24 protein-coding genes are annotated in these 25,654 nt (G+C 47.3%); 14 read left to right on the top strand and 10 right to left on the bottom strand.

What is annotated here, in order from left to right:
- Nucleotides 1–16: 16 nt before the first annotated feature.
- A complete protein-coding gene (locus TOCE_RS09400; RefSeq protein ID WP_013276616.1) occupies nucleotides 17–2,380 on the bottom strand; it encodes an ABC transporter permease in 2,364 nt (787 codons plus the stop codon).
- Entirely contained in the window at nucleotides 2,380–3,084 is a 705-nt protein-coding gene (locus TOCE_RS09395) for an ABC transporter ATP-binding protein (protein WP_013276615.1), read from the bottom strand. Before TOCE_RS09395 ends, TOCE_RS09400 begins: the two co-directional genes overlap by 1 nt.
- A 222-nt stretch (nucleotides 3,085–3,306) precedes the next feature.
- Here TOCE_RS09395 and TOCE_RS11740 point away from each other — a divergent pair, with 222 nt between their 5' ends.
- A complete protein-coding gene (locus TOCE_RS11740; RefSeq protein ID WP_013276614.1) occupies nucleotides 3,307–4,215 on the top strand; it encodes a GNAT family N-acetyltransferase in 909 nt (302 codons plus the stop codon).
- A gap of 354 nt (nucleotides 4,216–4,569) precedes the next feature.
- Here the strand turns inward: TOCE_RS11740 and TOCE_RS09385 are convergent, their stop codons facing one another.
- The 3 genes from TOCE_RS09385 to TOCE_RS09375 all read right to left on the bottom strand — a co-directional run bounded on the left by TOCE_RS09385 (nucleotide 4,570) and on the right by TOCE_RS09375 (nucleotide 5,887).
- Nucleotides 4,570–4,965 carry a hypothetical protein gene (locus TOCE_RS09385; protein ID WP_013276613.1) on the bottom strand — a complete coding sequence of 132 codons (396 nt, stop codon included), beginning with the start codon at nucleotides 4,963–4,965 and terminating at the stop codon, nucleotides 4,570–4,572.
- A 168-nt stretch (nucleotides 4,966–5,133) separates the two neighbouring features.
- Nucleotides 5,134–5,367: a hypothetical protein gene (locus TOCE_RS09380; protein ID WP_013276612.1), complete on the bottom strand. Its 234-nt coding sequence runs from the start codon at nucleotides 5,365–5,367 to the stop codon at nucleotides 5,134–5,136.
- 121 nt (nucleotides 5,368–5,488) lie between these two features.
- Entirely contained in the window at nucleotides 5,489–5,887 is a 399-nt protein-coding gene (locus tag TOCE_RS09375; protein ID WP_013276611.1) for a class II SORL domain-containing protein, read from the bottom strand.
- 196 nt (nucleotides 5,888–6,083) lie between these two features.
- On the opposite strand from TOCE_RS09375, the gene deoC reads away from it, so the two are divergent.
- On the top strand, nucleotides 6,084–6,755 hold the full coding sequence (gene deoC, locus TOCE_RS09370) for a deoxyribose-phosphate aldolase (RefSeq protein ID WP_013276610.1): 672 nt from the start codon (nucleotides 6,084–6,086) through the stop codon (nucleotides 6,753–6,755).
- Between the two features lie 37 nt (nucleotides 6,756–6,792).
- Here deoC and TOCE_RS09365 read toward each other — a convergent pair whose 3' ends face one another.
- On the bottom strand, nucleotides 6,793–7,353 hold the full coding sequence (locus TOCE_RS09365) for a hypothetical protein (protein WP_013276609.1): 561 nt from the start codon (nucleotides 7,351–7,353) through the stop codon (nucleotides 6,793–6,795).
- A gap of 121 nt (nucleotides 7,354–7,474) precedes the next feature.
- Between TOCE_RS09365 and TOCE_RS09360 the strand changes: the two genes are divergently transcribed.
- From TOCE_RS09360 to secG, 10 genes are all read left to right on the top strand, one after another.
- Entirely contained in the window at nucleotides 7,475–7,945 is a 471-nt protein-coding gene (locus tag TOCE_RS09360) for a general stress protein (RefSeq protein WP_013276608.1), read from the top strand.
- A gap of 207 nt (nucleotides 7,946–8,152) precedes the next feature.
- Nucleotides 8,153–9,544, top strand: a complete 1,392-nt coding sequence (gene rpoN, locus TOCE_RS09355) for an RNA polymerase factor sigma-54 (RefSeq protein WP_013276607.1) — start codon at nucleotides 8,153–8,155, stop codon at nucleotides 9,542–9,544.
- 284 nt (nucleotides 9,545–9,828) lie between these two features.
- The gene (gene gap / locus TOCE_RS09350; protein WP_013276606.1) at nucleotides 9,829–10,842 is read left to right on the top strand and encodes a type I glyceraldehyde-3-phosphate dehydrogenase; all 1,014 of its coding nucleotides are present in this window, start codon (nucleotides 9,829–9,831) and stop codon (nucleotides 10,840–10,842) included.
- Nucleotides 10,843–10,890: 48 nt separating this feature from the next.
- Nucleotides 10,891–11,928 carry a sugar-binding transcriptional regulator gene (locus tag TOCE_RS09345; RefSeq protein ID WP_013276605.1) on the top strand — a complete coding sequence of 346 codons (1,038 nt, stop codon included), beginning with the start codon at nucleotides 10,891–10,893 and terminating at the stop codon, nucleotides 11,926–11,928.
- Entirely contained in the window at nucleotides 11,925–13,109 is a 1,185-nt protein-coding gene (locus tag TOCE_RS09340) for a phosphoglycerate kinase (RefSeq protein WP_013276604.1), read from the top strand. The genes TOCE_RS09345 and TOCE_RS09340 overlap by 4 nt, the downstream gene beginning before the upstream one ends.
- A gap of 117 nt (nucleotides 13,110–13,226) precedes the next feature.
- A complete protein-coding gene (gene tpiA, locus TOCE_RS09335; protein WP_013276603.1) occupies nucleotides 13,227–13,985 on the top strand; it encodes a triose-phosphate isomerase in 759 nt (252 codons plus the stop codon).
- Nucleotides 13,986–13,997: 12 nt separating this feature from the next.
- Entirely contained in the window at nucleotides 13,998–15,542 is a 1,545-nt protein-coding gene (gpmI, locus tag TOCE_RS09330; RefSeq protein WP_013276602.1) for a 2,3-bisphosphoglycerate-independent phosphoglycerate mutase, read from the top strand.
- Between the two features lie 22 nt (nucleotides 15,543–15,564).
- A complete protein-coding gene (eno, locus tag TOCE_RS09325; RefSeq protein ID WP_013276601.1) occupies nucleotides 15,565–16,854 on the top strand; it encodes a phosphopyruvate hydratase in 1,290 nt (429 codons plus the stop codon).
- 95 nt (nucleotides 16,855–16,949) lie between these two features.
- Complete coding sequence (locus TOCE_RS09320; RefSeq protein WP_013276600.1) at nucleotides 16,950–17,375, top strand: DUF4342 domain-containing protein; 426 nt, start codon at nucleotides 16,950–16,952, stop codon at nucleotides 17,373–17,375.
- A gap of 134 nt (nucleotides 17,376–17,509) precedes the next feature.
- Nucleotides 17,510–17,746 carry a preprotein translocase subunit SecG gene (gene secG / locus TOCE_RS09315; RefSeq protein WP_013276599.1) on the top strand — a complete coding sequence of 79 codons (237 nt, stop codon included), beginning with the start codon at nucleotides 17,510–17,512 and terminating at the stop codon, nucleotides 17,744–17,746.
- A gap of 123 nt (nucleotides 17,747–17,869) precedes the next feature.
- Here secG and corA read toward each other — a convergent pair whose 3' ends face one another.
- A complete protein-coding gene (corA, locus tag TOCE_RS09310; protein WP_013276598.1) occupies nucleotides 17,870–18,832 on the bottom strand; it encodes a magnesium/cobalt transporter CorA in 963 nt (320 codons plus the stop codon).
- 301 nt (nucleotides 18,833–19,133) lie between these two features.
- On the opposite strand from corA, the gene TOCE_RS09305 reads away from it, so the two are divergent.
- Nucleotides 19,134–20,324 carry an NRAMP family divalent metal transporter gene (locus TOCE_RS09305; protein WP_013276597.1) on the top strand — a complete coding sequence of 397 codons (1,191 nt, stop codon included), beginning with the start codon at nucleotides 19,134–19,136 and terminating at the stop codon, nucleotides 20,322–20,324.
- A 19-nt stretch (nucleotides 20,325–20,343) separates the two neighbouring features.
- On the opposite strand, the gene TOCE_RS09300 is transcribed toward TOCE_RS09305, so the two are convergent.
- From TOCE_RS09300 to TOCE_RS09290, 3 genes are all read right to left on the bottom strand, one after another.
- Nucleotides 20,344–21,699: a sigma-54-dependent transcriptional regulator gene (locus TOCE_RS09300; RefSeq protein ID WP_013276596.1), complete on the bottom strand. Its 1,356-nt coding sequence runs from the start codon at nucleotides 21,697–21,699 to the stop codon at nucleotides 20,344–20,346.
- A gap of 93 nt (nucleotides 21,700–21,792) precedes the next feature.
- Nucleotides 21,793–23,229, bottom strand: coding sequence for a sensor histidine kinase (locus TOCE_RS09295; RefSeq protein ID WP_013276595.1), 1,437 nt, complete (start codon nucleotides 23,227–23,229; stop codon nucleotides 21,793–21,795).
- Nucleotides 23,216–24,679, bottom strand: coding sequence for a sodium:solute symporter family protein (locus TOCE_RS09290; protein WP_013276594.1), 1,464 nt, complete (start codon nucleotides 24,677–24,679; stop codon nucleotides 23,216–23,218). Before TOCE_RS09290 ends, TOCE_RS09295 begins: the two co-directional genes overlap by 14 nt.
- A 192-nt stretch (nucleotides 24,680–24,871) precedes the next feature.
- Between TOCE_RS09290 and TOCE_RS09285 the strand changes: the two genes are divergently transcribed.
- The gene (locus TOCE_RS09285) at nucleotides 24,872–25,642 is read left to right on the top strand and encodes a LamB/YcsF family protein (protein ID WP_013276593.1); all 771 of its coding nucleotides are present in this window, start codon (nucleotides 24,872–24,874) and stop codon (nucleotides 25,640–25,642) included.
- The last annotated feature ends 12 nt before the right edge of the window (nucleotides 25,643–25,654 follow it).

The following is a 25,654-nucleotide window of genomic DNA, read 5'->3' as shown; positions in this document are numbered from 1 at the left end:
GCTTTCCTTTCATATTTTATTCTCTGGCTTTAAGGACTTCTGCCGGGTTCAACCTCTTGACCTTCCGGGCTGAGACCTTCTGGGCAATAAAGATAGAGAATACGGTAGCAGCGAAGGCCAGAAGGAGTGAGGTGAAGGTCACGCTTTCCGGCATGGTAAACATATCGTTGCTCACAACCCGCGATATGCCGGCCAACATCATTTTTGAGACCGGCACGCCTGCAATCATGGCCGGCACTCCTATGCACCATTGTTCGAAGGTGACCACCGACAGTACCTCCTCCGGCGTCATGCCGAGCACCATCATTGAAGAAAGTTCCCTGCTACGCTCCGAAACGGAAATCACCGAAGAGCTGTAAATGATAGCGAAACCGATTACAACTCCGATCAGAGCGTATATATAAATCATGCTGCCGTAGGATGCCATCATTTCTTTGAATTTATTGAGCCTCTGTTCCCGCTCGTCGATAGAACTTATATACTTGCTATGCATGTATTTTTCCCGGAGGGAGGTTATGGCTTCTTCTTCGACCTTCAGCAAGATCGATGTGGCCATATCTTCGTGTTTTAGAAAATCCTGCAAAGCCCCTATTTCCATGTAAGCGTTTATTCCCACATACTGGGGGATTATCCCTGCAACTTCAAGAACACCCTCATTTTCACCGGCCTTCATGGGGCTTTCCACCATCAGCTTTGTTCCGACTCCGGCGTTCAGCAGGTTTGCCAGCCTTTCAGAAAGAAGAATACCGTTTTCGGGGGGTGTGATTTTATTATAATTTTTGTCCAGAATGTTATAAAGCCGGCTATCCCGGGGAAGTCCCAGTATGACCGTATCCTTTTTCAGCCACCGGTTTTTTAAAGTTACGGGGACTTCGGCTACCGGCTCCGCGTATCTTACTCCTGGGAAAGCATTAAGTTCCCTGTTAACATTTTTTTGATCAAGGGGCCTTGAGAGGATGAGCTTTACATCGTAAACCTCCACTTTTTCGTACTGGTCGAACATCATCTTCTGTACCAGGTCATTCATCGACCACGTAAAGGCCGAAATGGCAAAGCAGAACATGATGCCCAAGAATATGAAAAGGCTCCGTCCCCAGTTCCGTGAAATGTTCCTCGCGGCCATCATTTCCTGGACGCTGAGCATTTTCCAGATAAAGCTTATCTTTTCCAGAAGTACCCTCCTTCCCAGAATGGGAGCGGGTGGCCGCATGGCCTCGGCAGGTTCCAAGGCAAGAACCTTTTTACAACCCTGAAAACCGGCTATAAGAGAAAAAGAAAGCGAAAGTAAAACGCTCAATAAAATTAAAGACGGGGAGAATCTCCCTTCAAGGCCGGGGAGGTTGAAAAATACCTGATACATCGATGTCAGAGGATAGGAAAGAAGCGCGCCGAGTATACTGCCGGTAAGGCCTCCGGCAAGGCCTATGGTCAGTGCGTAGGACAAGTAGTGGAATAGGATTTCTCCGGAGGTAAAGCCCTCGGCCTTCAAAATTCCTATCTGTACCCTCTGCTGCTCTATCAACCTTTTAAGGGTAATATATAAAATTGCTCCTGCGATTGAGAGAAACATTACGGGCATAGCTGTCGATACGGATTCCAGGCTTTTCAGTTCCTGGTCCAAAAGCATATGGCTCATCTGTTCCGCACGGGGGATTATGCTTTCTACGCCATAGGGTTCCAGCCTTTTTTCCAGCTCTTCTTTGACCTTTTCATAGTTGGCTCCCGGCTTCAGGGTAAATACCAGTTCGTTGAAAGCTTTTTCATCGGGAAACAGCTTTTCCATCGCTCTTATGGGGATAAAAGCGATCCCAAAGGTTTCCGGCGAAGGATACAGGTCCGCCGCGGTGCGGAGGGCGTATACGAATTCCGGGCTGTTCCCAACCCCGGCCACGGTGAGTTTCCTAATCCTGCCGCCGGCTATGACTTCGATTTCATCGTTCAGATCGAGATTGTTTGCTTCAAAAAACTTACCGTCAATCCATACGTTCATGGAATCGTCATCGAGGGGCCTGCCCCGGGTAAGGAGCACCCCGTTTATCGGGTTTGAAATGCCGGGGTCGATGGAAACAAGGCGCAGGTAAACGTTATCTTTCACACCGGGCTTTAATACCATCACGTCCTTCACCAGGCGGCCCTGGATCTTTTTTATGCCTTCGATGCTTTCCAGATTTTTCACTTCGCTTCGGGGTATGGCCTGCACTTTTATGAAGCCGTCGGCAAAATTCTGCTCTTTATAAAACTTCTGCTGAGAATCCCGTAAACTTCCCACCACCGTGGTAAACGCAGTAAAAACCAGAAGGCCCATAACTATGATCACGGTGCAGGCGATGTAAGAACCTTTATTCTCTTTCAAATCCCTTATCATCTTTCGCCACAGCATCACCAGGTCACCTTCTCCGGCGGCAGCGGGTTTTCGTTTTCCACGATTCTGTCCAGCCTGCCGTCTTTTAAATAAAAAACTCTGTGGGCCATCTGGGCTATCGCAGCGTTGTGGGTGATTATAACTACCGTTTTGGAATACGTATAGCAAAAATCCTGAAGCAGTTTAAGTACCTGAATGCTCGTTTTATAGTCTAAAGCTCCGGTGGGCTCGTCGCACAGCAGCAACCGCGGGTTTTTGACCATGGCTCGAGCTATGGCTACCCGCTGCTGCTCTCCTCCGGATAACTGGGAGGGAAAATGGTGCGCCCGGTCGGCAAGTCCTACTTTTTTCAGCAGTTCCTCGGCTGAAAGGGGGTTTCGGGCTATCTGTACCGAAAGAAGAACATTTTCCAGAGCCGTCAGGTTCGGCAGGAGGTTATAAAATTGAAAAACAAATCCCACCTCGTTTCGGCGATAGGAAGTCAATTGCTTTCCGTCGGAGCTGTGGAGAGGTGTGCCCATGTAAAAAAGTTCGCCGTCGCTCGGCTTATCCATTCCCCCTATGATATTGAGCAGGGTGCTCTTGCCGGATCCGCTGGGCCCGAGGACCACCACCATTTCGCCTTCCATCAATTCAAAGCTGACTCCCCTCAAAGCTTCTACTGTAACTTCGCCCATTTTGTATACCTTGCTTAAGTTTCTGGCAACTATTAGGGTATCCAACGACACCCCTCCTTTCTATCGTTTTAGGGTGAATGGTCGTCAATATTGATAATTTTGTTAAATTGTTATGTTAATTTTATTGTAATCCAATAAAAAGTAAAGTCAAGAAAAGAAAGCTTAGTGCGAAGACATGCAAAAAAAGGATATCACCTTTGTTTTATAGAATATTGCAGCGATGGCGTGCACTTTTGTATTCTGGTATGGAAAATAGGAGGGTTTTAGATGCAGGTTTATTCATTCAAAGAACTTACGCAGCCCGCGAAAAAGCAGCTTTATAATTATATTACTAAAAGCGGCTGGAACCATTACGTAGAAACATATGAAGAAATGCTTCAAAATTACGGCGGTGTTCTTTTTAATTTCGGTGAAAGCCATTTCTCCCTATGGGAAGAGGGGGAAATCCTGGGCACCATGGGCTGTATAACTAAAGAAGTTACCCATAGGGGAGAAGCTTTTATAACCGGTATAAACATAGATAATACGGAAAGGTATGCTGATTGCTTTAAAATACTCGTAGAAAAATGCGAGCGTTACTGTATTTCAAAAGGGGCCAGAAAGATTTCTCTCGGCATAACTCCCGATCTGGAGTTTTTGCGGGCGAATATTGAATCATTCGGGTACAGGTACACTCACAGAATTCTTGTCATGAAATACTGCTGCGGTGAGGATGTCTCGACACAAAACGATATTTCCAGGGAAATATTCTTTGAAATGCTGTCGAATCAAAATAAAGACAGCTTCCGGGAAGTTCACAATGAAGCCTTTCGACATTCTCCGAACGCTGCATTACTCAACGATGAAGATATGAACGGGATGCTCGAGGCATGTAAAGAAAATCCCGGATTGAAAGGACTCTGCCTTTATAACGGCAGGCCGGCCGGAATTTATGACTTAAAACTAAAGAATAAAATTGGTTGGATCGAGACAATAGGTGTCTACCCGGATTTTCAGGGGCATGGAATAGGAAAGGCTCTTCTGAAAAAAAGCGTCGATATCCTTCGTGCTTCCGGTGCCGAAGAAATAAGGCTTTTTGTAATAGATGTAAACCAAAGGGCTTATAAATTATACAAAAAATTCGGATTTGAGGATGAAGGTGTAAGATCGCTGTGGTTTCGGAAGGCTCCTTTCTAATATATAGAGTAAAAAATAGGAAAAATAAAAAGAGGTGTGATCGATAAAATGAACAGCTGCTTCCACCCAAATCTCTTTCGGAAACCGTCAAAACTAAAGAGGAGTGGAGACTGCCAAATTTAAAAAGGCCCGGTAATCGGGCCTTTTTAAGTTTTAATCAGACAAATTTTGTCGATGTCAATATCACCAGGAATACCATACAGGCCTCCGGCGCCGAAGACAAGATGGAAATCTGGGTCATGGTCACCGTCTTTGTTGTAAGTATATGTATTTCTATTAGCAAGAGGTGGTAATGTCCGAAGAACAAAAGAGATACCAGAAGGCTGCTGAAATTTTTCAGCAGCCCTCTTGCCGTTATCTAAATATTCTGCGTCTCCTGCGCAGCAGTTCAAATATTAAAAGGGCGAGTACGAGCGATCTCAGGGGTCTCCTGCGGCCAAACTGCTGAGTCTCTACTTCGGCTGAATACCACGACGGAGACCACGAGCACATTACCTCATCACACCAGCGCTCCAGCATTTCACGGGTGGGGCAGGGGCATCTCCAGGGATCATCGTACCTGTCGCATACCATGCGCACGTGGGGCATTATTTCCTGGCATAATGGATCGTGCATGCGCATCATTTCGGCTTCAATCATGTCGTAGGTATAATGCTCATGTTTATGATCGTGGTAATGTTTATGATCGTGGTAGTCGGGGCAGTCTTTGTAGTCGGGTTTGTAGTCGGGGCAACCTTTGTAATCGGTCATCTATATGAAACCTCCTTTCTTCCTTTTAAGGTCTAATATATTATATTAACTTTAATGCAGAGAAGTTCCGCTGCTGCGGCCAAGGATTGTTCACCTACGGTGTTCACAGAAAAAAACCCCGGTTTCACGGGGTGCCTCAGTTTTATAAGATTAATCAACGGACAAAGCTCAGCCCTTTTTCCGGGCGATCAGAAAATATTCATCTGTATGGCCGCCGTGGGGCTGGTAGTCAAAACCGTGATTTCTTAGCTCATCTACTATCCGGTCGGCCTGGTGAGCGTCGGTCGCTTCCATGCGAATGACAACTTCTTCTCCGGGTTTAATTGACTTTAATCTGCTTCTCAACGCATTTATGTCGTAATCGTTGATTTCCTGCCCCAGGTTGATGTAAATTTCCGCCATGTTAACCCTCCTCATCTACTACATAGGTTAGTATACCCGTGAGAGAATTAATTATCATATCTTAAAGTTCATTTTCAATATAAAGCCCCGGCTGCCTTAATGGCTCAAACCGGGGCTTTACTTACTCCTCAAAATCGATTTTCAGCGAATTTTCCCAGAGGCCGTGGATATTGCAGTAGCTCAGAGCAATCAATGTTCCTGGCTTTTCGACAATTACGCTAGTGTGCACACAGGGGTTGCACTTGGCCGAACCTTTATTGGGGCCTTCCACCGATTCGGCGTGGGCCTCAAACCGGTACGTCCCCAATTCTATTGTGAATTTTTCTCCTTCGGGCTGATAGAAGAGTTTTATCCATCTTATGTGGTGTTCCGTAGTGTTCGGGTGGGGAATTTCCTTGCCTACGCAAAGATGTACATCAAACGATTCACCTTTTTTTACTGGTCCCTTAACTTCTATCACGGGGACGTGCTTTTCCTTTTTCCAGTCGTCTTTCTGAAGGTGATTGGCTAAAGAATCCATATAAGTCCCTCCTTTGGATGGTAATAATACTCATTACTTATAATATTCTTCATATCCAGATGAATTCCTGCATGAATTATGAATTTATTTTACTCTAATATTCTTTGTAATTTGGTAAAAGTTATGCTAATATTTATGTACAAGTTCTTGTGTTTCAAAAGAGATTTAGGGCTTTCGGGCCCAAGGAGGGACTCTTGTGGTTACAAGAGAACAGCTGGCGAGGGTCATAGACCATACGCTCCTGAAGCCCACGGCGACACTGGAAGACATCGAAAGACTATGCGAAGAAGCAAAGAAATACGGTTTTTACCTGGTCTGCGTGAACCCGTGCTACGTAAGTTTCGCGGTCGAGAAGCTCTCCGGGAGCAACGTAAAGGTCGGAGCCACTGTAGGGTTTCCGCTGGGAGCGGCGTTGCCCGAGTTAAAGGCCTACGAGGCCAGAAAGGCCGTGGAATCGGGTGCGTTGGAAGTAGACATGGTCATGAACGTAGGCTTTTTAAAGAGCGGGGACTATTATGCAGTGAGGCAGGACATCGAAGGCGTGGTCAGGGCGGTAAAGGAAGTAAATCCAGAAGCCATAGTAAAAGTTATTCTCGAGATGTGCTATTTGACGGAAAGCGAAAAGGTTACAGCTCTGAAACTCTGCCAGGAGGCCAAAGCCGATTTTGTTAAGACATCCACCGGCTTGGGCCCCGGCGGTGCGACGGTAGAGGACGTAAGGCTTATGAAAAAAATGGTTGGGGATACTATGGGGGTAAAGGCTTCGGGAGGAATAAGGGACCTGAAAACCGCCCTTCAGATGATCGAAGCCGGTGCCACCAGGATAGGCACCAGCTCCGGCGTGGCCATTATAGAAGAGCTAAAGTAAAGAGTATAAAGCGCTCGGTTTATACCGGGCGCTTTCCTCATTGAGGAAGTGTCGTGTCTGCCTGTTCGATTTGCGCCAGCACATCCCCGCACCTGGTTATCGAGTCGAATATCTTAGCTATCGAATGGCTCTGAAGGAGGGCGCTCTGAGCCTGTGCCATAGCCGAGATGGCCTGCTGCATGGCCTGGACCACCTGCATATCGGTGGCTACCTGCTGCTCGTGACACTGTTTTTCCATCTGTTCAAGGATCTGGCTGTACTGTTTTGCATTGGCCTGCAGATTGGAAAACCCCATTCGGGCTGCCTGCTGCAGCTGCTGTGCACTGTTAAATATGCTTTCCAGGCGCCGGGAATCCATGAGATTTGTAGAAGCTTGGTTTAAGGTGCTCTGTATCTGCTGTTCCGTTGTCATACGTTGTTCCCTGGCCAGGTCGCATATACACTGGATTTCCTGGGCAAAATGCTGATGCTGGTTGTTCTGGTAACCGGCGGCCTGCTGCCGCTGTTCATTTAATATCTGGTTTATTCTTTGAGCCGTTTCACTCGCCGGACTTTCGCTGATTTCGGCCATAAATTCTTTTCCTTTATCGTCGGCCATGGTTTTTCCTCCTCCTATAAATTTATTTTCTCCTTTTTTGGCCGAAGTAATGCGGTGTATACCTGGCGAAAAGAAGGAAAAAATAAGAGTGATAAAAAATCAGGAGGAGGTAATAGGGCGCATGGCAAAAACAGTAATAGGAGTATTCGAAAACCGTGAGCAGGCGGAAAAAGCGGTAAACGAAATGAGGGAATCGGGTTTTGATACAAATGAAATTTCCATCGTAGCTAAAGGCGAGCAGAGAGGCAACAACGGTGGCATGGGCATGGACACCGTCGCCGACGGAACCACCACCGGTGGCGTTTTGGGCGGCTTGGCAGGTCTTGCGCTCGGTGCGGGAGCGCTGGCAATTCCCGGTCTCGGTCCGATCATCGCTGCCGGACCTATAGCGGGTCTCCTTTCCGGCGCCGCCACGGGAGGTATTGCCGGCGGTCTGATCGACTGGGGCATTCCCGAGGAGAGAGGGCGCTACTACGAAGAAGAGGTGAAAAGGGGCAAGATCCTGGCCGCCGTAAGGACCCACGAACAAAAGGTGGAAAAAGCAGCCGATGTAATGAGGCGAAACGGGGCCAGGGATGTAGAAACCCACTGAAGTATCCGCGGGGAAGAATGATGAAAGCATTCTTCCCCGTATTTTCTTAATATGATATAATTAAATTGTAGCGTTGTACAACATTTTTTAAGAGTAGATTTCAAAAAAGTATTACAATACATGTAAATTTATAAAAGAGGTAAGATTAATGTTTTTGTCGAATATATATAATATGCAGGATTTTTAGGGCTTTAGGGGGCTCGAATAATGCAGATGAATTACAGTCTTACCCTTTCGCAGACCCAGAAACTGCTGATGACCCCGGAACTGAGACAAGCCATTACCATTCTGCAGCTGTCCAGCGTGGAACTTTTTGAATATATTGAACAGGAACTTTTGAACAACCCGCTGCTGGACAAAGAAGAAGAAACTTATCCGGGCGAAGAAATAAAGGTTGAGACCGGAGCAAAGGACAAGGATACTCTCGACTGGGAGGAGTATCTGCAAGACTCTTATGATTTGGATTTTTTAAGGTATCCCAGAGAGGTAAGGGAAGAGGAGAACAGCTTTGAGAACTTCATTTCGGCCGTACCCACATTGCAGGAACACCTGGTAATGCAGCTGCGCCTTGCTCCCGTATCTAAGAAGGTTTTTAAAATAGGGGTGTTCCTGATCGGCAATCTGGATAAAAACGGTTACTTGGCGGTTGGTGTGGACGAGGCGGCAAAAATTCTAAAGGTCTCCGAAAAAGAGGTTGAGGAAGCCCTCAAAGTCATTCAATCTTTCGATCCCCCAGGGATAGGAGCGAGAAATATCAAGGAATGCCTTTTAATCCAGGTTGAACAAAGGGGTATAAAAGACCTCAAACTGCGAGCCCTCATAGAGAACCACCTTAATGACCTGGCGGAGGCAAAATATACAAAAATAGCCGAGAGACTGAATATACCGCTCTCGAGGGTGCAGGAACTCAAAGACATAGTGCTCACCCTGGACCCGAAGCCGGGCAGGAATTTTTCTACGGCAAATGAAACCCAGTATATTATCCCGGATGCGGTTATCGAAAGAGTGGGCAACGAGTACGTGGTAATAATGAACGATTCGGTGGCGCCCAGGCTTTCAATCAACCCTTATTACAGGTCTTTGCTGTTGTCGGAGGACAAGGAATCCCTTGCTTCCAAGTTCCTGACCCGCAAGCTGGAGTCGGCCCTCTGGCTAATAAAGAGTATAGAACAGAGGCGAATGACCTTATACAAAGTTATCAAAGCCATAATTGACGTACAAAGAGAGTTTCTGGATTACGGCATTTCGGGCCTGAAACCCCTCACGTTGAAGCAGATAGCTGATAAAATCGGAGTCCATGAGTCTACAGTCAGTAGGGCGATAAGCGGCAAGTACGTCCAGACTCCCCGCGGAGTGTTTGAACTGAAATTCTTCTTTAAAAACGGGCTTGAAAATCTCAACGGATCGGCCACGTCCTCGGAAACCATCAAAAAGATGTTGAAGGAAATGATATCTCGGGAAGACCCATATAACCCCCTCAGCGATCAGAAGATATCCGACAACTTTAAGAAAAATGGAATAATCATCTCGAGGAGGACGGTGGCCAAATACAGGGAAGAACTGGGAATACCCTCTTCCGCCAAAAGAAAAAGGTACTAAGATTTACCGCTTGAGGCAGGAATTTGGCTGGATTTGTGGTATTATATATATAAAAATAGAATCTGGTTATCTTTGTTTTTTTACTCCAATCGGGACAAAATGAATAATAGAGGGACAGAAATTATCCCGGTAGAGTTCAGATTCCTGGGCCGGCATTGAATCAAATAAGACTTCATTGCAGAAACTTAAACTGTGGTGTGTAAAAGTTATAACGAGCCGCAAAAACGGCGGGAAAGTCTTTTTCCCGCTGTAGAATAGATTAATTAAAAGAGGAGGAAATTATCATGAGCATTAAAGTAGGTATCAACGGTTTCGGGAGGATAGGCAGGAATTCCTTTAAAGCTGCCCTGAAAAACCACCCGGAGATAGACATCGTGGCGATCAACGATCTTACAGACGCTGAAACCCTCGCACACCTTTTGAAGTACGACTCCGTTTTCGGCCCGTTTGAAGGAGAGGTTATTACCAAAGAGAATGCTATAGTAGTAAACGGCAAGGAGATCAAGGTGTTTGCCGAAAAAGATCCGGCGAATCTCCCGTGGAAGGACCTGGGAGTCGACATCGTGGTGGAATCCTCCGGTGTTTTCACTTCCAAGGACAAAGCCGTGAAGCACATCGAATCCGGAGGGGCCAAAAAGGTGATAATTTCCGCGCCGGCAAAAGGTGAAGATATAACCATCGTCATGGGAGTCAATCACGACAAATACGACCCGGCGCAGCACCATGTAATTTCCAACGCCTCCTGTACAACCAACTGCCTTGCCCCTGTGGCCAAAGTGCTGATGGACAATTTCGGTATTAAAAAGGGGCTGATGAACACCATCCACTCCTACACCAATGACCAGAGAATTCTTGACCTTCCGCACAAGGACCTGAGAAGAGCTAGAGCCGCAGCCCTCAACATAATACCCACAACTACCGGTGCCGCAAAAGCGGTGGCACTGGTAATCCCGGAACTCGCCGGCAAGCTCAACGGTTTTGCCATGAGGGTTCCCACCCCCACCGTATCGGTGGTCGACTTTACGGCTGTGCTTGAAAAGAACGTGACCGCCGAAGAAGTAAACCAAGCGCTGAAGGCGGCGGCGGATGGCCCCATGAAGGGCATTCTGGGTTACACCGAAGAACCCTTGGTTTCCATGGACTTCAAAGGTTCCGAGTATTCATCGATAGTAGACGGCCTTTCTACCATGGTCATCGGCGACGACCTGGTGAAGGTGGTTGCCTGGTATGATAACGAATGGGGGTATTCCTGTCGAGTGATGGATTTGGTAAAATATATAGCAGAGAAGGGACTTTAATGCAAAATAGCCCGTTTTCGGGCTATTTTGCTAAAAGGGAGAAATTCCATGGAAGAAATCGCAAGTCTTTTAAAAAAAATTGCGCCCGAAATGGCCGAGATCGTTGAACAGAGATTTGACATCCTCAGAAATATTTATTACAACCAACCGATAGGCCGTCGGGCCCTGTCGGCGGTGCTTGCCCTTTCGGAAAGGCCTCTGAGGACCGAAGTAAAACGCCTGGAGGAACTGGGGCTGCTGGAGATCGACCCTAAGGGCATGAGGGTTTCTCGTGAAGGAGAAGAGCTCATCGCCCGGCTGGAAAATTTCGTGTATTTCCTGAAAGGCCTGAGCTTTATAGCTGAAAGAATTAAGGAAAAGTTTGAATGCGAGGACGTACTTATTATTCCCGGAAATTCCGACAGGGACGAGACCGTAAAAAAGCAACTGGGCAGGGAAGCTGCTTCCTATTTGAGGTCGTGCCTGAAGAACGGCGACGTTATCGCAGTAACCGGCGGCACAACTATGGCCCAGGTTCCCAAGGGAATGCCCAACCTCACGGGATATGAGGACGTGGTGGTGGTCCCTGCCAGAGGAGGTTTGGGCGAAAGAGTGGAACTTCAGGCCAACACCATAGCAGCGGAACTGGCCGGCAGGCTGGGAGCCCAGTACAGGTTGCTCTACGTGCCCGACAATTTAGGGCCGGAGGCAATGGAGTCCATCGTTAACGAGCCGGGGATAAAAGAGGTCATCGCCCTCATACGCAGAGCCGATATAGTGGTTCACGGCATAGGTGGTGCGGAGGAAATGGCCCGCCGGCGGGGCCTCTCCGAAAGCGAAATCCGCAGGATACTGGAAAACGGTGCGGTGGCCGAGGCTTTCGGCTTTTACTTCGACCATGAAGGCCGGATAGTATACAGCACCACCAGCGCGGGGCTCAGTGTAAAGGACCTGAAAAACATCCGGAAGGTGATCGCGATAGCCGGGGGCAGCGGCAAGGCGCCGGCCATAAGGGCCTTTTTAAAGTACCACCGGCCTACGATTCTAATAACCGATGAGGGTGCGGCAAAAAAACTTCTCGAAATAGAGGGAGGAAAGAATGCATGAATAAGAAGACCGTAGAGGATTTTGATGTGAAGGGTAGGAGGGTACTGGTCCGGGTGGACTTCAACGTTCCCATGGACGACCGGGGAACAATAACCGATGATACCCGCATTAGGGCCGCTCTGCCCACCATCGAATACCTCGTAAACCGTGAAGCCAAAGTAATTCTGGCCTCTCACCTGGGAAGGCCCAAGGGTAAGTTCAATCCCAAGTACAGCCTTGCGCCGGTAGCCAGGAGGCTCTCGGAGCTGCTCGGCAGAGAGGTAATAATGGCGGAAGACTGTATAGGGGGAAAAGTGGAAAAGGCCGTAGCGTCGATGAAACCCGGCGACGTGATGCTGCTCGAAAACGTCCGTTTCTATGCAGAGGAAGAGGCCAACGACAGGGGATTCGCTGAAAAGCTTGCAAAGCTTGCTGACATATATATAAACGACGCCTTCGGCACCGCCCACAGAGCCCATGCCTCTACGGCGGGAGTGGCGGAATTTTTGCCCGCCGGTGCCGGATTCCTCATGAAAAAGGAAATCGAGACGATGGGCAGAGCTCTGGAAAACCCCGATAGGCCTTTTGTAGCCATCCTCGGAGGGGCCAAGGTGAGCGATAAAATAGGGGTAATCAAAAACCTGCTGGGCAAGGTCGACCACCTGTTGATAGGCGGCGGAATGGCCTTCACCTTCCTGAAGAGTATGGGGTATAATATCGGCATGTCCCTCCTTGAGGAGGACAAGGTAGAACTGGCCGCATCCCTTTTAGAAGAAGCCCGCAAAAAGGGCGTCGAAGTGCTGCTGCCCGTAGACGTGGTCGTTGCTCCTGAGATTAAAGAAGGGGTCGGGTACAGGACGGTGCCGGTAAGTGAAATCCCGGACGACATGATAGGCGTCGATATCGGGGAAGCCACCCGCGAAAGGTTCGCCGAAGTAATAAAGAAGGCCGGTACGGTGGTGTGGAACGGCCCCATGGGGGTATTCGAAATAAGGGCTTTTGCTGAAGGGACGCTTGCCGTGGCCCGTGCCATGGCCGAGTCCGGAGCCGTAACCATAGTGGGCGGCGGAGATTCGGCAGCTGCGGTGGAACAGCTGGGCTTTGCCGATTCCATGACCCATATTTCCACCGGCGGAGGCGCTTCCCTGGAATTCCTGGAAGGCAAGGAACTTCCCGGTGTAGCGGTATTAAATGACAAGTAATGTTATTTGGCAGGTAACAGCCTGGCACCTACCGTGCGGCCTGCCGCTCTAAGGCTCGCTCTGCTATAAGAATAATTCGACAGTGAAATAGTTTAGTAAAAATTGGAGGTGAAGTCCATGCCCAGGACGCCGCTTTTCGCAGGCAACTGGAAGATGCATAAGAACGTCGTAGAGACCCTGGAATTCCTGGAAGCCTTTCTCCGAAAGGCGAAGGACGTTCACGGGGAAATAGCTTTTTGCCCTCCCTTCACCAGCCTCTGGGCCGCGGCTGAAAGGCTGAAGGGTTCCGGCGTAAAAATCGGCGCTCAGAATATGCACTGGGAGGATAAAGGCGCCTTTACCGGGGAAATTTCCCCGGCGATGCTCAAGGAAATACCCTGCGATTACGTGATAATAGGCCACTCGGAGCGCCGCCAGTATTTTAACGAGACCGATGAGACCGTCAACAGGAAGGTAAAGGCGGCGCTGAAGTACGCCATCAAACCGATCATCTGCGTGGGTGAGAGTCTGGAGCAGAGGGAAAAGGGAAAGACGCTTTCCGTTGTCTTAAGCCAGGTGGAAAGAGCACTGGAAGGGGTTGATATTCGCGACGGGAAAGAGCTGGTTTTTGCCTACGAACCCGTTTGGGCAATAGGTACCGGAAAGGTGGCCCTGCCTTCTGATGCCCAGGAGGTTATAGGAGCCATCAGGAATAAGCTTTCCGAACTTTACGGTGCTCGGGTGTCTCAGAACATCAGGATTTTGTACGGCGGCAGTGTCAAGCCGGAAAATGTAAGGGACCTCATGGCTGAACCTGACATTGACGGCGCCCTTGTAGGCGGCGCCAGCCTCGATGCTGATACTTTTTACAGGATAGCTGCATACGATCAGGGTTAGGAGTTGAAGGAAGTGTCGAAAAAACCGCTTTTGCTAATGGTTCTCGATGGTTGGGGAATTGACGAAAGGCGCGAAGGCAATGCTATACTGAGCGCTAGGACTCCCAATTACGACCGGCTTTTAAGGCATTATCCCAATACGGTTCTGGAATCCAGCGGGCTAGCCGTGGGACTTCCCGAGGGGCAGATGGGGAACTCCGAAGTCGGACATCTAAACTTAGGAGCGGGTCGCATTGTCTATCAGGAATTTACCCGCATCAGCGAAGACATAAAAAGCGGGAGGTTTTTTGAAAACGAGGAACTCGTTGAAGCCGTAAGGCGCGCCCGCGAGGGTGGGAAAGCCCTCCATCTCATGGGCCTTTTGTCCGACGGCGGAGTCCACAGCCACATAGATCACCTGATAGCCCTTTTAAAGCTCAGCCGCAAAGAGGGACTGGATAGGGTTTACGTCCACGCCTTTCTCGACGGCAGGGATGTCCCCCCCGCAAATGCCACAGTATACATCGAAAAGCTCGAAAAGGAGATGGCCCAACTCGGCGTAGGACGCATAGCGACCATCTCCGGGAGATATTATGCCATGGACAGGGACAAGCGTTGGGAGCGGACGGAAAAGGCATACAACGCCATGGTTCTGGGAGAAGGCCTCCGGGCTGAAAGTGCCATGAAAGCTCTGGAGGAGGCCTATAAGAGGGGTGAGACCGACGAGTTCGTCATCCCCACCGTGATAACGGACGCTGAAGGAAAACCCACGGGTGTCGTAGAAGCTGGGGATTCCATAATATTTTTCAACTTCAGACCCGACAGGGCAAGGCAGCTGACGTACGCTTTCTGTGAAGAGGATTTCAAAGGATTTACCCGGCAAAAGGGGTTCATCCCGGTCCACTACGTCTGCATGACCCAGTACGACGAGAAAGTGAAAAACGCCAAAATAGCTTATAAACCCCAGTTGCTCAAGAACATCTTTGCTGAGGTTATATCCAACATCGGGCTAAAGCAGCTGCGCATAGCGGAAACAGAAAAGTACGCCCACGTCACGTTTTTCTTCAACGGCGGTGAGGAAAAACCCTTCCCCGGCGAGGACCGGCTGCTTGTCCCATCGCCCAAAGTGCCCACCTACGATATGAAGCCGGAGATGAGCGCGTACGAAGTGACCGAAGAAGTGATAAAAAAGATTGACGAAGACAAATACGATGTGATAATCATGAACTACGCCAACCCGGACATGGTCGGGCACACCGGGGTATTTGAAGCCGCCGTGAAAGCCATAGAAACCGTTGACGAATGCATCGGCCGGGTGGTGGAAGCCGTACAGAAAAAGAACGGCACAGTAATTATAACCGCAGACCACGGCAATGCCGAGAAGATGGTGGATTTCGAGACGGGGGAAGCCCATACTGCCCATACAAGCGACCCGGTACCCTTTATCCTGGTGAGCGACCGAAGCTGCAGGCTCCGCCCGGGAATCCTGGCGGATGTGGCACCCACCATGCTGGAACTTCTCGGCATTGAAAAGCCCGCGGAAATGACTGGGTGTTCGCTGATAGAAGAAAGGCTTTAGAAAATTGTAAGGGGTGGTATAAATGTCAACTATTATGAACGTTTTTGCTAGGGAGATACTGGATTCCAGGGGAAATCCCACCGTTGAAGCCGAGGTTATCCTTGAAGACGGAACGGTTGGAAGGGCAGCTGTTCCTTCGGGAGCATCTACGGGGCAGTTTGAAGCCGTAGAGCTCAGGGATAACGACCCGAAGAGGTATAAGGGCAAGGGTGTTTTGAAAGCCGTGGAAAACGTAAACGAGGTCATCGGTCCGGAACTGGAGGGGATGGATGCACTGGACCAGGTGGCGGTAGACAGGTTACTGATCGATTTAGACGGCACTAAGAACAAGGGCAGGCTCGGCGCCAATGCCATCCTCGGCGTTTCCCTCGCTGTGGCGAAGGCAGCCGCCAATTACCTGGGGGTTCCCCTTTACCGCTATATAGGAGGGACCAACGCAAAAGTATTGCCCATACCGATGATGAACATACTGAACGGAGGCAAGCACGCCGACAACAACGTGGACCTGCAGGAGTTCATGATAATGCCGGTAGGGGCCGAAAATTTCGCCCATGCCCTGAGGATGGGAGCCGAGACCTTCCATACACTGAAGAAGGTATTGAGCGAGAAAGGCCTGAGTACTACCGTGGGTGACGAAGGCGGGTTTGCTCCAAATTTGGCTTCCAACGAAGATGCTATAAAGTACATCCTTGAAGCCATCGAAAGGGCGGGATACGTGCCGGGGAAAGACATCTACGTAGCCCTGGATGCCGCAGCCACCGAGTTTTACAAGGACGGCAAGTACCATCTGAAGGGAGAAGGCCTTGAACTGGACCCGGCGGCAATGGTCGAGTATTACGTGAAACTGGTGGAGAAATACCCGATAATATCCATCGAAGACGGTATGGCTGAGGAAGACTGGGATGGATGGAAGCTCCTCACCGATGCCCTGGGCAAGAAGGTGCAGCTGGTGGGTGACGACCTTTTCGTTACGAACACCGAGCGCCTGGCCAGGGGAATAGAACTGGGAGTCGCCAACTCCATCCTGATCAAGCTAAATCAGATAGGCACCCTTACGGAGACTCTTGATGCTATAAAAATGGCTGAAAGGGCAGGTTATACGGCTATCGTGTCCCACCGCTCCGGAGAAACCGAGGACACCACCATCGCCGACCTGGTAGTGGGTGTAAACGCCGGCATGATCAAGACCGGCGCACCCTCACGCACCGACCGGGTGGCCAAGTACAACCAACTCCTACGCATAGAGGAAGACCTGGACACGGCCGCTGGTTACGCGGGTATAAGTGCCTTCTATAATATAAGAAAGAAATAGGAATAGGGCTCCTCGCACTTCGGGGAGCCCGTTTTTGCCGTTGCATAAACGCGATTTTGTGAGGTAGAATAAACTGTGAAGGGAGGTTAAAAAATATGGAAATAGACCTTCAAAAAATCGATATCCTCCGGGAAAGGACCGGCTGTACCTACCGCAAGGCTAAAGAAGCGCTGGAAGCCGCAGGAGGCGACGTGGTAAAAGCGCTCATCATTCTTGAAGAGGAGCAAAAAGAGGGATTTAAACTCGAGGACCTCGGAACAAAAGGCAGCATGCTCCTGGAGAAAATAAAAGAACTCATCCGCAAGGGTAATGTAACCCGCCTGCGCATAAAACAAGGTGACCGCGTGCTCCTGGAAATTCCGGTTACCGTCGGAGCCATAGGAGCCATACTGGCGCCGTATCTTGCCGCTATAGGGGTAATCGCCGCACTGGTAACACGCTGCACGATACAGATAGAGAAGGAAAACGGCGAGAAAGAAGAGATAGTTTTCGAAAACAGGCAATCCGATAAAGATTCCTAGGTTATTCCGAGGCCCTTCTCTTTTGGAGAAGAGCTTCGTTTTTGTTTTATTGCCTGAGTGTGCTCGAAAATATTGAGTTTTTTAGCATATTATGATAAAATAACATTCGTTAATTAATAAAGGGGGTACATTGGATGCAGGGTCTGCACATAGTGCTCACTGTGGTATACATCCTCGTGTGTATTGGACTCATAGCTACGGTCCTTTTGCAATCGGGTAAGAGCGCCGGACTTTCCGGGACAATCGCCGGCGGTGCTGAGACTTTTTTCGGTAAGAAAAAGGGTATTGACGATAAATTGGCCAAAATTACCGAAATATTTGCCGTCGCTTTCCTGGCGTTGTCCATCTTAATGATGATAGTATTAAAATAACCGCAGGTTCGTCCCTTAACATGCGGATAAAGCTCATACCATCATGGGCTTGGTGTTCGCACCGATATTCATGAGATGATAAAAGCTTCCGACCTTTTGCAGGTCAGGAAGCTTTTTTTATGATTACAACCATCTCTTTCTCTTGAAAAACCAGATCAAACCGATGGCGGTTAATCCCATGAGCAGTAATGTAAATGGGTAGCCCCACCGCCAGTTCAGCTCCGGCATGTACTTGAAATTCATGCCGTATATACCTGCTATTAAAGTGAGGGGCATCATTATAGCCGTAAATATTGTCAGCACCTTCATGATCTCGTTAGTTAGATTAGATACTATTGTAAGATAGGACTCCAGGGCTCCTGAAACCCTTTCGGAATAAAGATCCACGGTATCGAACAGCCTTAACAGGTGATCGTACACGTCCATAAGAAAGAGGCGGCTTTCACTGCGTATGTAAGGAAAATCGTGGCGCAGCACCATGTTGAAAACTTCGCGCTGGGCAGAGAGTATCTTCCTGATTCGCAAGATTTCCTGCTTGATATCGAAAATCCTGGATGGCAGATTTTTCTCGGGACGGCCGAATATCGAATCCTCTATGATGGAAAGGCGCTCATCCAGGTCATCAAGCAGAGGGAAGTATTCATCGACCAGGGTATCAGAGATGCTGTACAGCAGAAAATCAACACCTTTTTGGAAGACCGCAGGATTTTTTATGAAATGCTCTATGAGGTTATCGACACATGACAGCGGCTTCCAGTGAAAGGTTACTAGGTAATTGTGGGACATATAAACGTTGAATTCCATAGGTTCCTTCTTAATATCTCCCGAAAGTGCATGGAGCACGATGAAATAATATCCTTCGTATTCCTCAATTTTGGGCCTCTGCAACCTATAAAGACAGTCTTCGATGGTAAGGGGATGAAAATGAAAGCAATCTGTCAGCACGGAAATCTCCTCTTTGTCTGGGGAGGTCATATCCAACCAGAAAAGGTCGTCTTTTGTACTGCATATTCTTGCTTTTATTTCATTAAGATCTCGGAGCACCGATAAGCCTTTAGACATGCTGTATGACAGGAGAGTGAGCATGACATACCTCCAGTTAATCTATGTGTTTTTCAATTATATAATACGTTATTTATTTCGGTGATACAAATGTAAAATTAAATTCCCTTTTGCTCACCGGTAGTATTCTAAAAATATATTAAAGCAAATTTAGACGATTCTTTTTCTGTTCGATTTCGCACATTTTGTGCAATATCGGAATTGAGGCGGCTTATTGATCGGTTTTAATAAGGAAAAACACTCATATGAAGAGCCTTTTGCGTGGAACAAAATTTGCATATTGGTAGTAACAATCAAACAATTTTAAAAAAAGGAGGAATTGCATTTGGAGAAAAGACCATATTCGTTAAGCATGCTGGTTGGTGCAGCTTTCTTGATGGCTACCTCTGCCATAGGTCCTGGTTTTCTGACGCAGACCGCAGTATTTACTCAACAATACTTGGCCAGTTTTAGCGCAATAATTCTAGTGACAATAATAGTCGATATAATAGTCCAGGTAAATGTCTGGCGCATTATAGTAGCCGCGGGCAAGCGAGGCCAGGAAATAGCGAATGAAGTACTGCCGGGACTTGGTTATTTCGTGTCTCTAATTGTCGTGATTGGCGGCATAGCTTTCAATATCGGAAATATAGCTGGCACTGGGATGAGCTTAAATACCATATTTGGAATTGATGCCCGTTGGGGAGCGGTCATATCCGCTATTATGTGTATACTCATATTTACCTCAAAAGAAATTGGAAATGCAATGGACAGGTTTGCCCAAATTCTAGGCATTTTTATGGTCTTGCTGGCCGCCTATGTTTCAGTGGCTGCGAATCCCCCAATAGGAGAAGTTGCAGTACGTACCTTTGCTCCAACTCAATTTGACTTTTTACCAATGATTACACTAATAGGTGGAACAGTAGGCGGTTATATTACCTTTGCAGGAGGACATCGTCTTATTGAAGGAAATATGAAAGGCATTAAAGCAGTGAGTGAAGCTACCAAGAGTGCTGTGCTCGGAATAGTAGTTGCTGGCATAATGAGATACGCTCTATTTTTAGCAAATCTGGGAGTAGCTGTGAAGGGTATTAAGTTTGACGCGGTGAATCCAGCTGCAACACCATTTTTAACCGTGGCAGGCATAGCGGGTTATAAGATGTTCGGACTGGTACTTTGGTCAGCCGCCGCTACTTCTGTCGTCGGTTGCTCTTTTACAACCCTTTCTTTTATAAAAACGTATTTCAAGCCAGTAGAAGAGCACTTTTCTAAATTCATCATAGGCTTTATAGTCTTCTGCACATTGTTCTTTATACTGATTGGAAAACCTGTTACCCTTCTTATATTTGCGGGAGCCATAAACGGCTTAATCCTACCTATCACCCTGGGCTGCATGCTCTTAGCTTGCAGGAATAAAAAGATAGTTGGTGAGTACCGTCATCCGACCATATTGATCGTACTTGGAATTTTAGTCTTTATTTTAGAAGTCTACGGCGGAATCAATGCGCTATCAGGAATAAAAGAGTTATTCAAATAATATCTTCATAGCGCAGAGTTTATTTTTCACTTTCGTTTGGGAAGTATTTTTTCATTCTGCGCTGCAGAGCAAAACGGCTAATGCCCAAAAGCTCTGCAGCTTTTGTTATGTTCCAGTGAGTCCTTTCGAGGGCGTCTTTTATATGTCGCTTTTCCATATCTTCCAGTGAAAGAAAGGTCGAACTTTCCGAGATTTCCGTGGATTCCGTCCGGCCGCTTTTCAATTCCATGGGAAGTTCGTATTCGGTTATCAAGTTTTTTCTGGCAAGAATAAATGCCCTTTCTAATATATTTTTAAGTTCCCTTACATTTCCGGGCCAGTAGTAATTTTGGAGGATTCGAAGGGCACCTTCTGAGAAGCCGGTGATGTTTTTCTTGAATTGCCTGTTAAAAAAGGTGCGGTAGTATTCCAGTAAAGGAATTATATCACACCTTCTTTTCCGAAGTGGCGGGATTTTTATATGGAAAACGCATATACGGTAAAAAAGATCCCGCCTGAAGTTTCCCCGCTCTACTTCAGCTTTGAGGTCTTTGTTTGTGGCGGAAATTATGCGCACATTAACGGGGAGATTTGATAATCCCCCGACCCTCCTTATCTTCCTATCTTCCAGCACCCGGAGAAGTTTGGACTGAAGCTCCAGCGGCAGCTCTCCCATCTCGTCCAGAAAAAGGCTTCCGCCGTTGGCTAATTCAAAAAGCCCCTTTTTTCGCTCGCCTGCTCCCGTAAACGCGTTTTTCTCGTGGCCGAAAAGTTCGCTCTCAAAAAGGTTGCCGGGGATTGCACTGCAATTTATTGTGACTAGAGGGCCGGACGATCGCCTGCTTTTTTCGTGGATCATCCGGGCGACGAGCTCCTTGCCCGTGCCTGTTTCCCCTTCGATCAGCACGTTGGAATCGGATTGAGCGATAGCATCTAGCTGGGATAAAATGTCGAGTACCTTTTTGTCGCGGGTGATAAATACCGTCTTATCTTGATTTAATTTCAGTAGTTCGTTTTCGGCTTCAAGGGCTCTCTCTCTCACAGCCCTTTCTAAAGACAATTTAATCTCGTTTAGGTCGAAGGGTTTTGTTATAAAATCGTAAGCTCCTCTTTTTATAGCCTCTACGGCTGTTTTCGTATCTCCAAAAGCAGTAATGACAATGGTTATGATGCCGTCGGAAAACTCCTTTATCTTGTCTATAATTTGCATCCCGTCGATATCGGGCAGGCGAAGGTCCAGGATAACCGCATCGGGAGAGCAGTTTTTTAGCATATTTAACCCAACCCTGCCGCTGAGGGCGGTTTCCACTGAATGGCCATCGGCCTGTAATGCTATTTTTAAAGCCCTGCTTATAGAGGGCTCGTCATCTATTATCAGTATTTTTAATTTGTTCATTAATTACCACCAAAACTATTTTACTGCAAAAAAAATAAGGCCGCAAATACCAAAACAACTGATCGATTTTTTGGAAAGGATGTTCTTTTTAGTTCAATCAACGTTTTCGCTCATTTTGTGCGAAAATGAGCTAGGGAATGCCAGGTAAACAGATGTGCCGGAATCTTCAGTGCTTTCTATCCATATACGGCCTCGGTTTTTTATAGTGAGGCTCTGGACAACGCACAGACCCAGGCCGGTACCTCCCGGGAAAGTAGTAAAAAACGGTGTGAAGATTCTAGAGAGGTGCTGTTTTGGTATGCCAATGCCCTTATCCCTCACACATATTACCGTCTCGTCAAAAGTTTGATGTAAGGACACATTTATGAAGCCCCCCTGCCTGCTGGCCCTTATGGCGTTGGTAATTAAGTTCATGAGGATCTGCTTTAGATGATTGGGATCTATATACACTTCATCGCTCCCTTCCGGCAAAGAGCACCTCAAATCTAGGGCCTTTTCTTTAAGAAGGGGAACTATAAAAGGCCTAATTTCTTCAACGGTTCTTTTCAAGGATACTCTGGCCGGCATGGGTTCTGAGGGACGCGCGTAGTGAAGTAAGCTGGTGATAATCCTGTTTATCCTGTCAATTTCCCTATAAATTGCTGAGAAGAGTTCTACTGAGGTTTCGTTGGTTCCCGGTAAATTAAGGGATTCCAGCACCTGAAAACACGATTGTATACCCTGAAGAGGGTTTCTGATCTCGTGGGCGAGAGCTGCTGACATCTCGCCTATGGAAGCCAGACGATTTATATGTTCCATTTTATGTTTCAATTTCTCTTCCTCAGTGACGTCGGAAAAACAAAGTATGAAATTTTCACCGGTAGGTGTTACTTCGTATTGTATAAACTTCGTCATGCCACCGCTGGAAGGCCACTTAGCCATGCCTTTTGACGGAATTGTGCCTTCCGGGTATTCTCTTATAAAATCCTTTGCCCATTCTGAAAGAGAGGGGCTTGTCTCAAAAATGTTATTAGCGGCTTTATTGGACAGGAGTATTTTATGGTCTTTGGAAAAAAGAAGTATGCCGTAATTTATACCATTTAGTATTTTCTGATTTAGTTCCGTTAACCTGAGAACATCATCTATATATTTTTTTAACTTTTCTGCCATGGCGTTGAAGGCATTTTTTAAAATCCCGATTTCGTCGTTGCGCCTGTAATCTACTTTGGCATTGAAATTTCCCTTGGCCAGCTCATCACAGGCTGCGGCGAATTTTTTTATGGGCAGCACCAGACTGTAGGCGAAAAAAATGGTGAGCTGGGATGATGCAAGTATGGCTATTATCGCTACCAGAATGGTGTACTTTTGCAAATCGAAAAGTCGGTTAGTAATGAATTCATCGTCTATGTATGCGGAACTTTCAGGAAACCTGGATACTAGGTCCTGGATTATGCGGTAAGAACCGTAATATGATGTAAATCCGACTACGGTCAGGGAAAACACGATTATAATGAGGATGGGTATGAGTATCCTGAGCTCAATGCTTCGCACGTTTTGACCTCCATTCTACAGCCCAGAATGCGGCTAAAGATGCGGTGAAGCCGAGCAGGCCTGGATGGATGTTGGACAGAATTGTAATTTTGGTAAGTGTCTGTAGGAGCAAGAAGACCAAATAAGTAATCAGGCCAGATGTGAATGATGCTTCCGCCGCCCGAGTGGAATTTTTCAAAAAAACACCTGCGTAAAGTGGAATAAAAGTGGACGAAGAGAATATTCCCCAGATATTCCCGCCGAATTCTATCAAACTTTTCGGTGGATTAAACGACAAAAGCAGGGATAAAGTGCCGGCAACTGCAATTGTTATGCGGTTCAGGTTGAGCATCTCTTCTTCTCGAATTTCTTTCCTAAGGTTCTTTAATATGTCATAGGTAAAGCTGGTGGCTATCAGTAGAAGCTGGGAATTTGCAGTAGAGACCGAAGCTGCTATGATGCTTACGAGTATTATGCCGTTAAGGTAAGCCGGAGATATACGGTTGAGCAGCGTGGGAATTATCTCATCTACGTTGTTTACAGGCGGGGAGGTAGGGATCAGCACTCTGAGCCCCAGGGCTCCAAACACGATAAAGGTGTAGATAATAGAAAGCAAAAAAACGGCAAAAATTATCATTTTCTTCGCTGTGGCTGTATCCTTTGCTGATACTATCCTAATAACGTATTGGGGATTTGCCGCCAGACCGAGGCCCCAGCCAAAGAAAGAAGTAAGAAGGTAGGCCGGAGGTTGAAGGCCTTTACAGAATATATCTAATAACCCTCCAGGTGGCGTCTTTATTTCCGACCCAAAAATGGGAGGGGCATCCAACAAATCCGCTTGGTGAATTATATTGGAAATACCGCCGTTCTGCAGGATTATATATGTACCGAAGGCGAGAAAGGAGGCAAATATTATGAAAGCGTTGACAGTGTCAGTTTTAACTACGGAGAAGAGCCCTCCGAAAGTTGTATAAAGAATGTAAAGGTATACTAAAAAGATAGCTGCGGTATAAGGTATGTTGAGCAGCATGCTCATAACCAGGCCGAATCCTTTAATCTGCATGGTGATATAGAATATGTAGGAAAATATCATTATCAGGGCAACGCAGATCTGCATTATTTTCGAGTTGTATCTGAGGCTGAAGAATTCAGGATAAGTAAATAGGCTGTACTCTTTTCTCAACCGCCGGGAAAGCAATACCAGGAGAATGGCACCGGAAAACCATGGAAAAATGCTGTATATGACCCCAGATAGCCCGTAAATGTAAATGTAACCACCAAGGCCTAAAATGGAAGCGGCACTGAACCATGTAGCTAAGAAAGTGGCGGTAGAGAAAAAGGTATTGAGGGAGCGTCCCGCCACAAAAAAGTCTTCCACGCTGTAGGTGTCATAAAAACCGCTCCTTGCCGAGTATATCATCAATATGGTGTAAATGAAGAAAAATATCATGGACAAAAAAGGACCATTCAATTTTTATACCCCCGGGATTCTGCAGAATCTATAACTAAATAATAGCTCATTTAAAAAAATAAAAAAAGTAACTTTTTTTGGGTGCGGAATCGCACACTGCATAGCTATATCCTAGATTTATCTATCGGATCGGAATTGGTATAAAATTTGCATTGTTTTTTATGCTAGATAATTTTTAGGGAGGTGCTTTTTGTGAGTTTCAAGGTTGATCTCAATAGCGACATTGGTGAGAGCTTCGGAGCCTACAAATTGGGTATGGATGAGGAAATTGTAAAATACATATCTTCGGCTAACATTGCTTGTGGTTTTCACGCAGGAGACCCTCTCGTAATGGACAGAACCGTAATGCATTGCAGCAATAATGGCGTTGCGGTAGGTGCCCATCCGGGATTTCCCGATCTAATCGGTTTTGGCAGGAGAAATCTGGATGCATCCTTCGACGAGGTGAAGGCTTACGTCATTTACCAAATAGGGGCACTCAAGGCCTTCGCAGAAGCCCGGGGGCTCAGGTTGCAGCATGTCAAGGCTCACGGTGCCCTTTACAATATGGCAGCCGTTGATGAAAAAATAGCGCTGGCGATCGCGGAAGCCATAGCTGCTGTGGACAGTCGCTTGATATGCGTCGGTATGGCCGGTACGGCTATGGAAAGGGCCGCAGAGAAAGTTGGACTTAAGTTTGCCTGCGAGGTGTTCGCAGACCGAAACTTGAACCCCGATGGTACCCTGGTTTCGAGAAAACTGCCCGGTGCCATGATACACGATGAAGAGGTTGCGTGTGCTAGGGTACTGAAGATGATAAAAGAGGGCGTGGTAGAAGCAGTGGACGGCACGTTGCTGAAGGTCAGGGTCGATACGATATGCGTGCACGGCGACAACCCAAAGGCTGTAGAGTTTGCTAAAAAGCTTAAAATGACCCTGGAAGAAAACAGCGTAGAAGTCTTGCCCATGGGTAGATTCCTATAAGGAGATGGGATA

Source organism: Thermosediminibacter oceani DSM 16646, from assembly GCF_000144645.1.
Classification (GTDB): domain Bacteria; phylum Bacillota; class Thermosediminibacteria; order Thermosediminibacterales; family Thermosediminibacteraceae; genus Thermosediminibacter; species Thermosediminibacter oceani.
The sequence above is the reverse complement of the archived record's forward strand: the minus strand, read 5'-3'. Positions and strand labels throughout refer to the sequence as shown.

What these genes read in the sequence shown, in the direction of transcription:
- TOCE_RS09365 (WP_013276609.1), bottom strand. Translation starts at nt 7,353, where the DNA reads ATGGCCGACGATAAAGGAAAAGAATTTATGGCCGAAATCAGCGAAAGT.
- gap (WP_013276606.1), top strand. Translation starts at nt 9,829, where the DNA reads ATGAGCATTAAAGTAGGTATCAACGGTTTCGGGAGGATAGGCAGGAAT.
- TOCE_RS09385 (WP_013276613.1), bottom strand. Translation starts at nt 4,965, where the DNA reads ATGACCGATTACAAAGGTTGCCCCGACTACAAACCCGACTACAAAGAC.
- tpiA (WP_013276603.1), top strand. Translation starts at nt 13,227, where the DNA reads ATGCCCAGGACGCCGCTTTTCGCAGGCAACTGGAAGATGCATAAGAAC.
- TOCE_RS09320 (WP_013276600.1), top strand. Translation starts at nt 16,950, where the DNA reads ATGGAAATAGACCTTCAAAAAATCGATATCCTCCGGGAAAGGACCGGC.
- TOCE_RS11740 (WP_013276614.1), top strand. Translation starts at nt 3,307, where the DNA reads ATGCAGGTTTATTCATTCAAAGAACTTACGCAGCCCGCGAAAAAGCAG.
- TOCE_RS09400 (WP_013276616.1), bottom strand. Translation starts at nt 2,380, where the DNA reads ATGCTGTGGCGAAAGATGATAAGGGATTTGAAAGAGAATAAAGGTTCT.
- rpoN (WP_013276607.1), top strand. Translation starts at nt 8,153, where the DNA reads ATGCAGATGAATTACAGTCTTACCCTTTCGCAGACCCAGAAACTGCTG.
- TOCE_RS09380 (WP_013276612.1), bottom strand. Translation starts at nt 5,367, where the DNA reads ATGGCGGAAATTTACATCAACCTGGGGCAGGAAATCAACGATTACGAC.
- TOCE_RS09300 (WP_013276596.1), bottom strand. Translation starts at nt 21,699, where the DNA reads ATGAACAAATTAAAAATACTGATAATAGATGACGAGCCCTCTATAAGC.
- eno (WP_013276601.1), top strand. Translation starts at nt 15,565, where the DNA reads ATGTCAACTATTATGAACGTTTTTGCTAGGGAGATACTGGATTCCAGG.
- TOCE_RS09360 (WP_013276608.1), top strand. Translation starts at nt 7,475, where the DNA reads ATGGCAAAAACAGTAATAGGAGTATTCGAAAACCGTGAGCAGGCGGAA.
- TOCE_RS09345 (WP_013276605.1), top strand. Translation starts at nt 10,891, where the DNA reads ATGGAAGAAATCGCAAGTCTTTTAAAAAAAATTGCGCCCGAAATGGCC.
- TOCE_RS09375 (WP_013276611.1), bottom strand. Translation starts at nt 5,887, where the DNA reads ATGGATTCTTTAGCCAATCACCTTCAGAAAGACGACTGGAAAAAGGAA.
- corA (WP_013276598.1), bottom strand. Translation starts at nt 18,832, where the DNA reads ATGCTCACTCTCCTGTCATACAGCATGTCTAAAGGCTTATCGGTGCTC.
- secG (WP_013276599.1), top strand. Translation starts at nt 17,510, where the DNA reads ATGCAGGGTCTGCACATAGTGCTCACTGTGGTATACATCCTCGTGTGT.
- TOCE_RS09340 (WP_013276604.1), top strand. Translation starts at nt 11,925, where the DNA reads ATGAATAAGAAGACCGTAGAGGATTTTGATGTGAAGGGTAGGAGGGTA.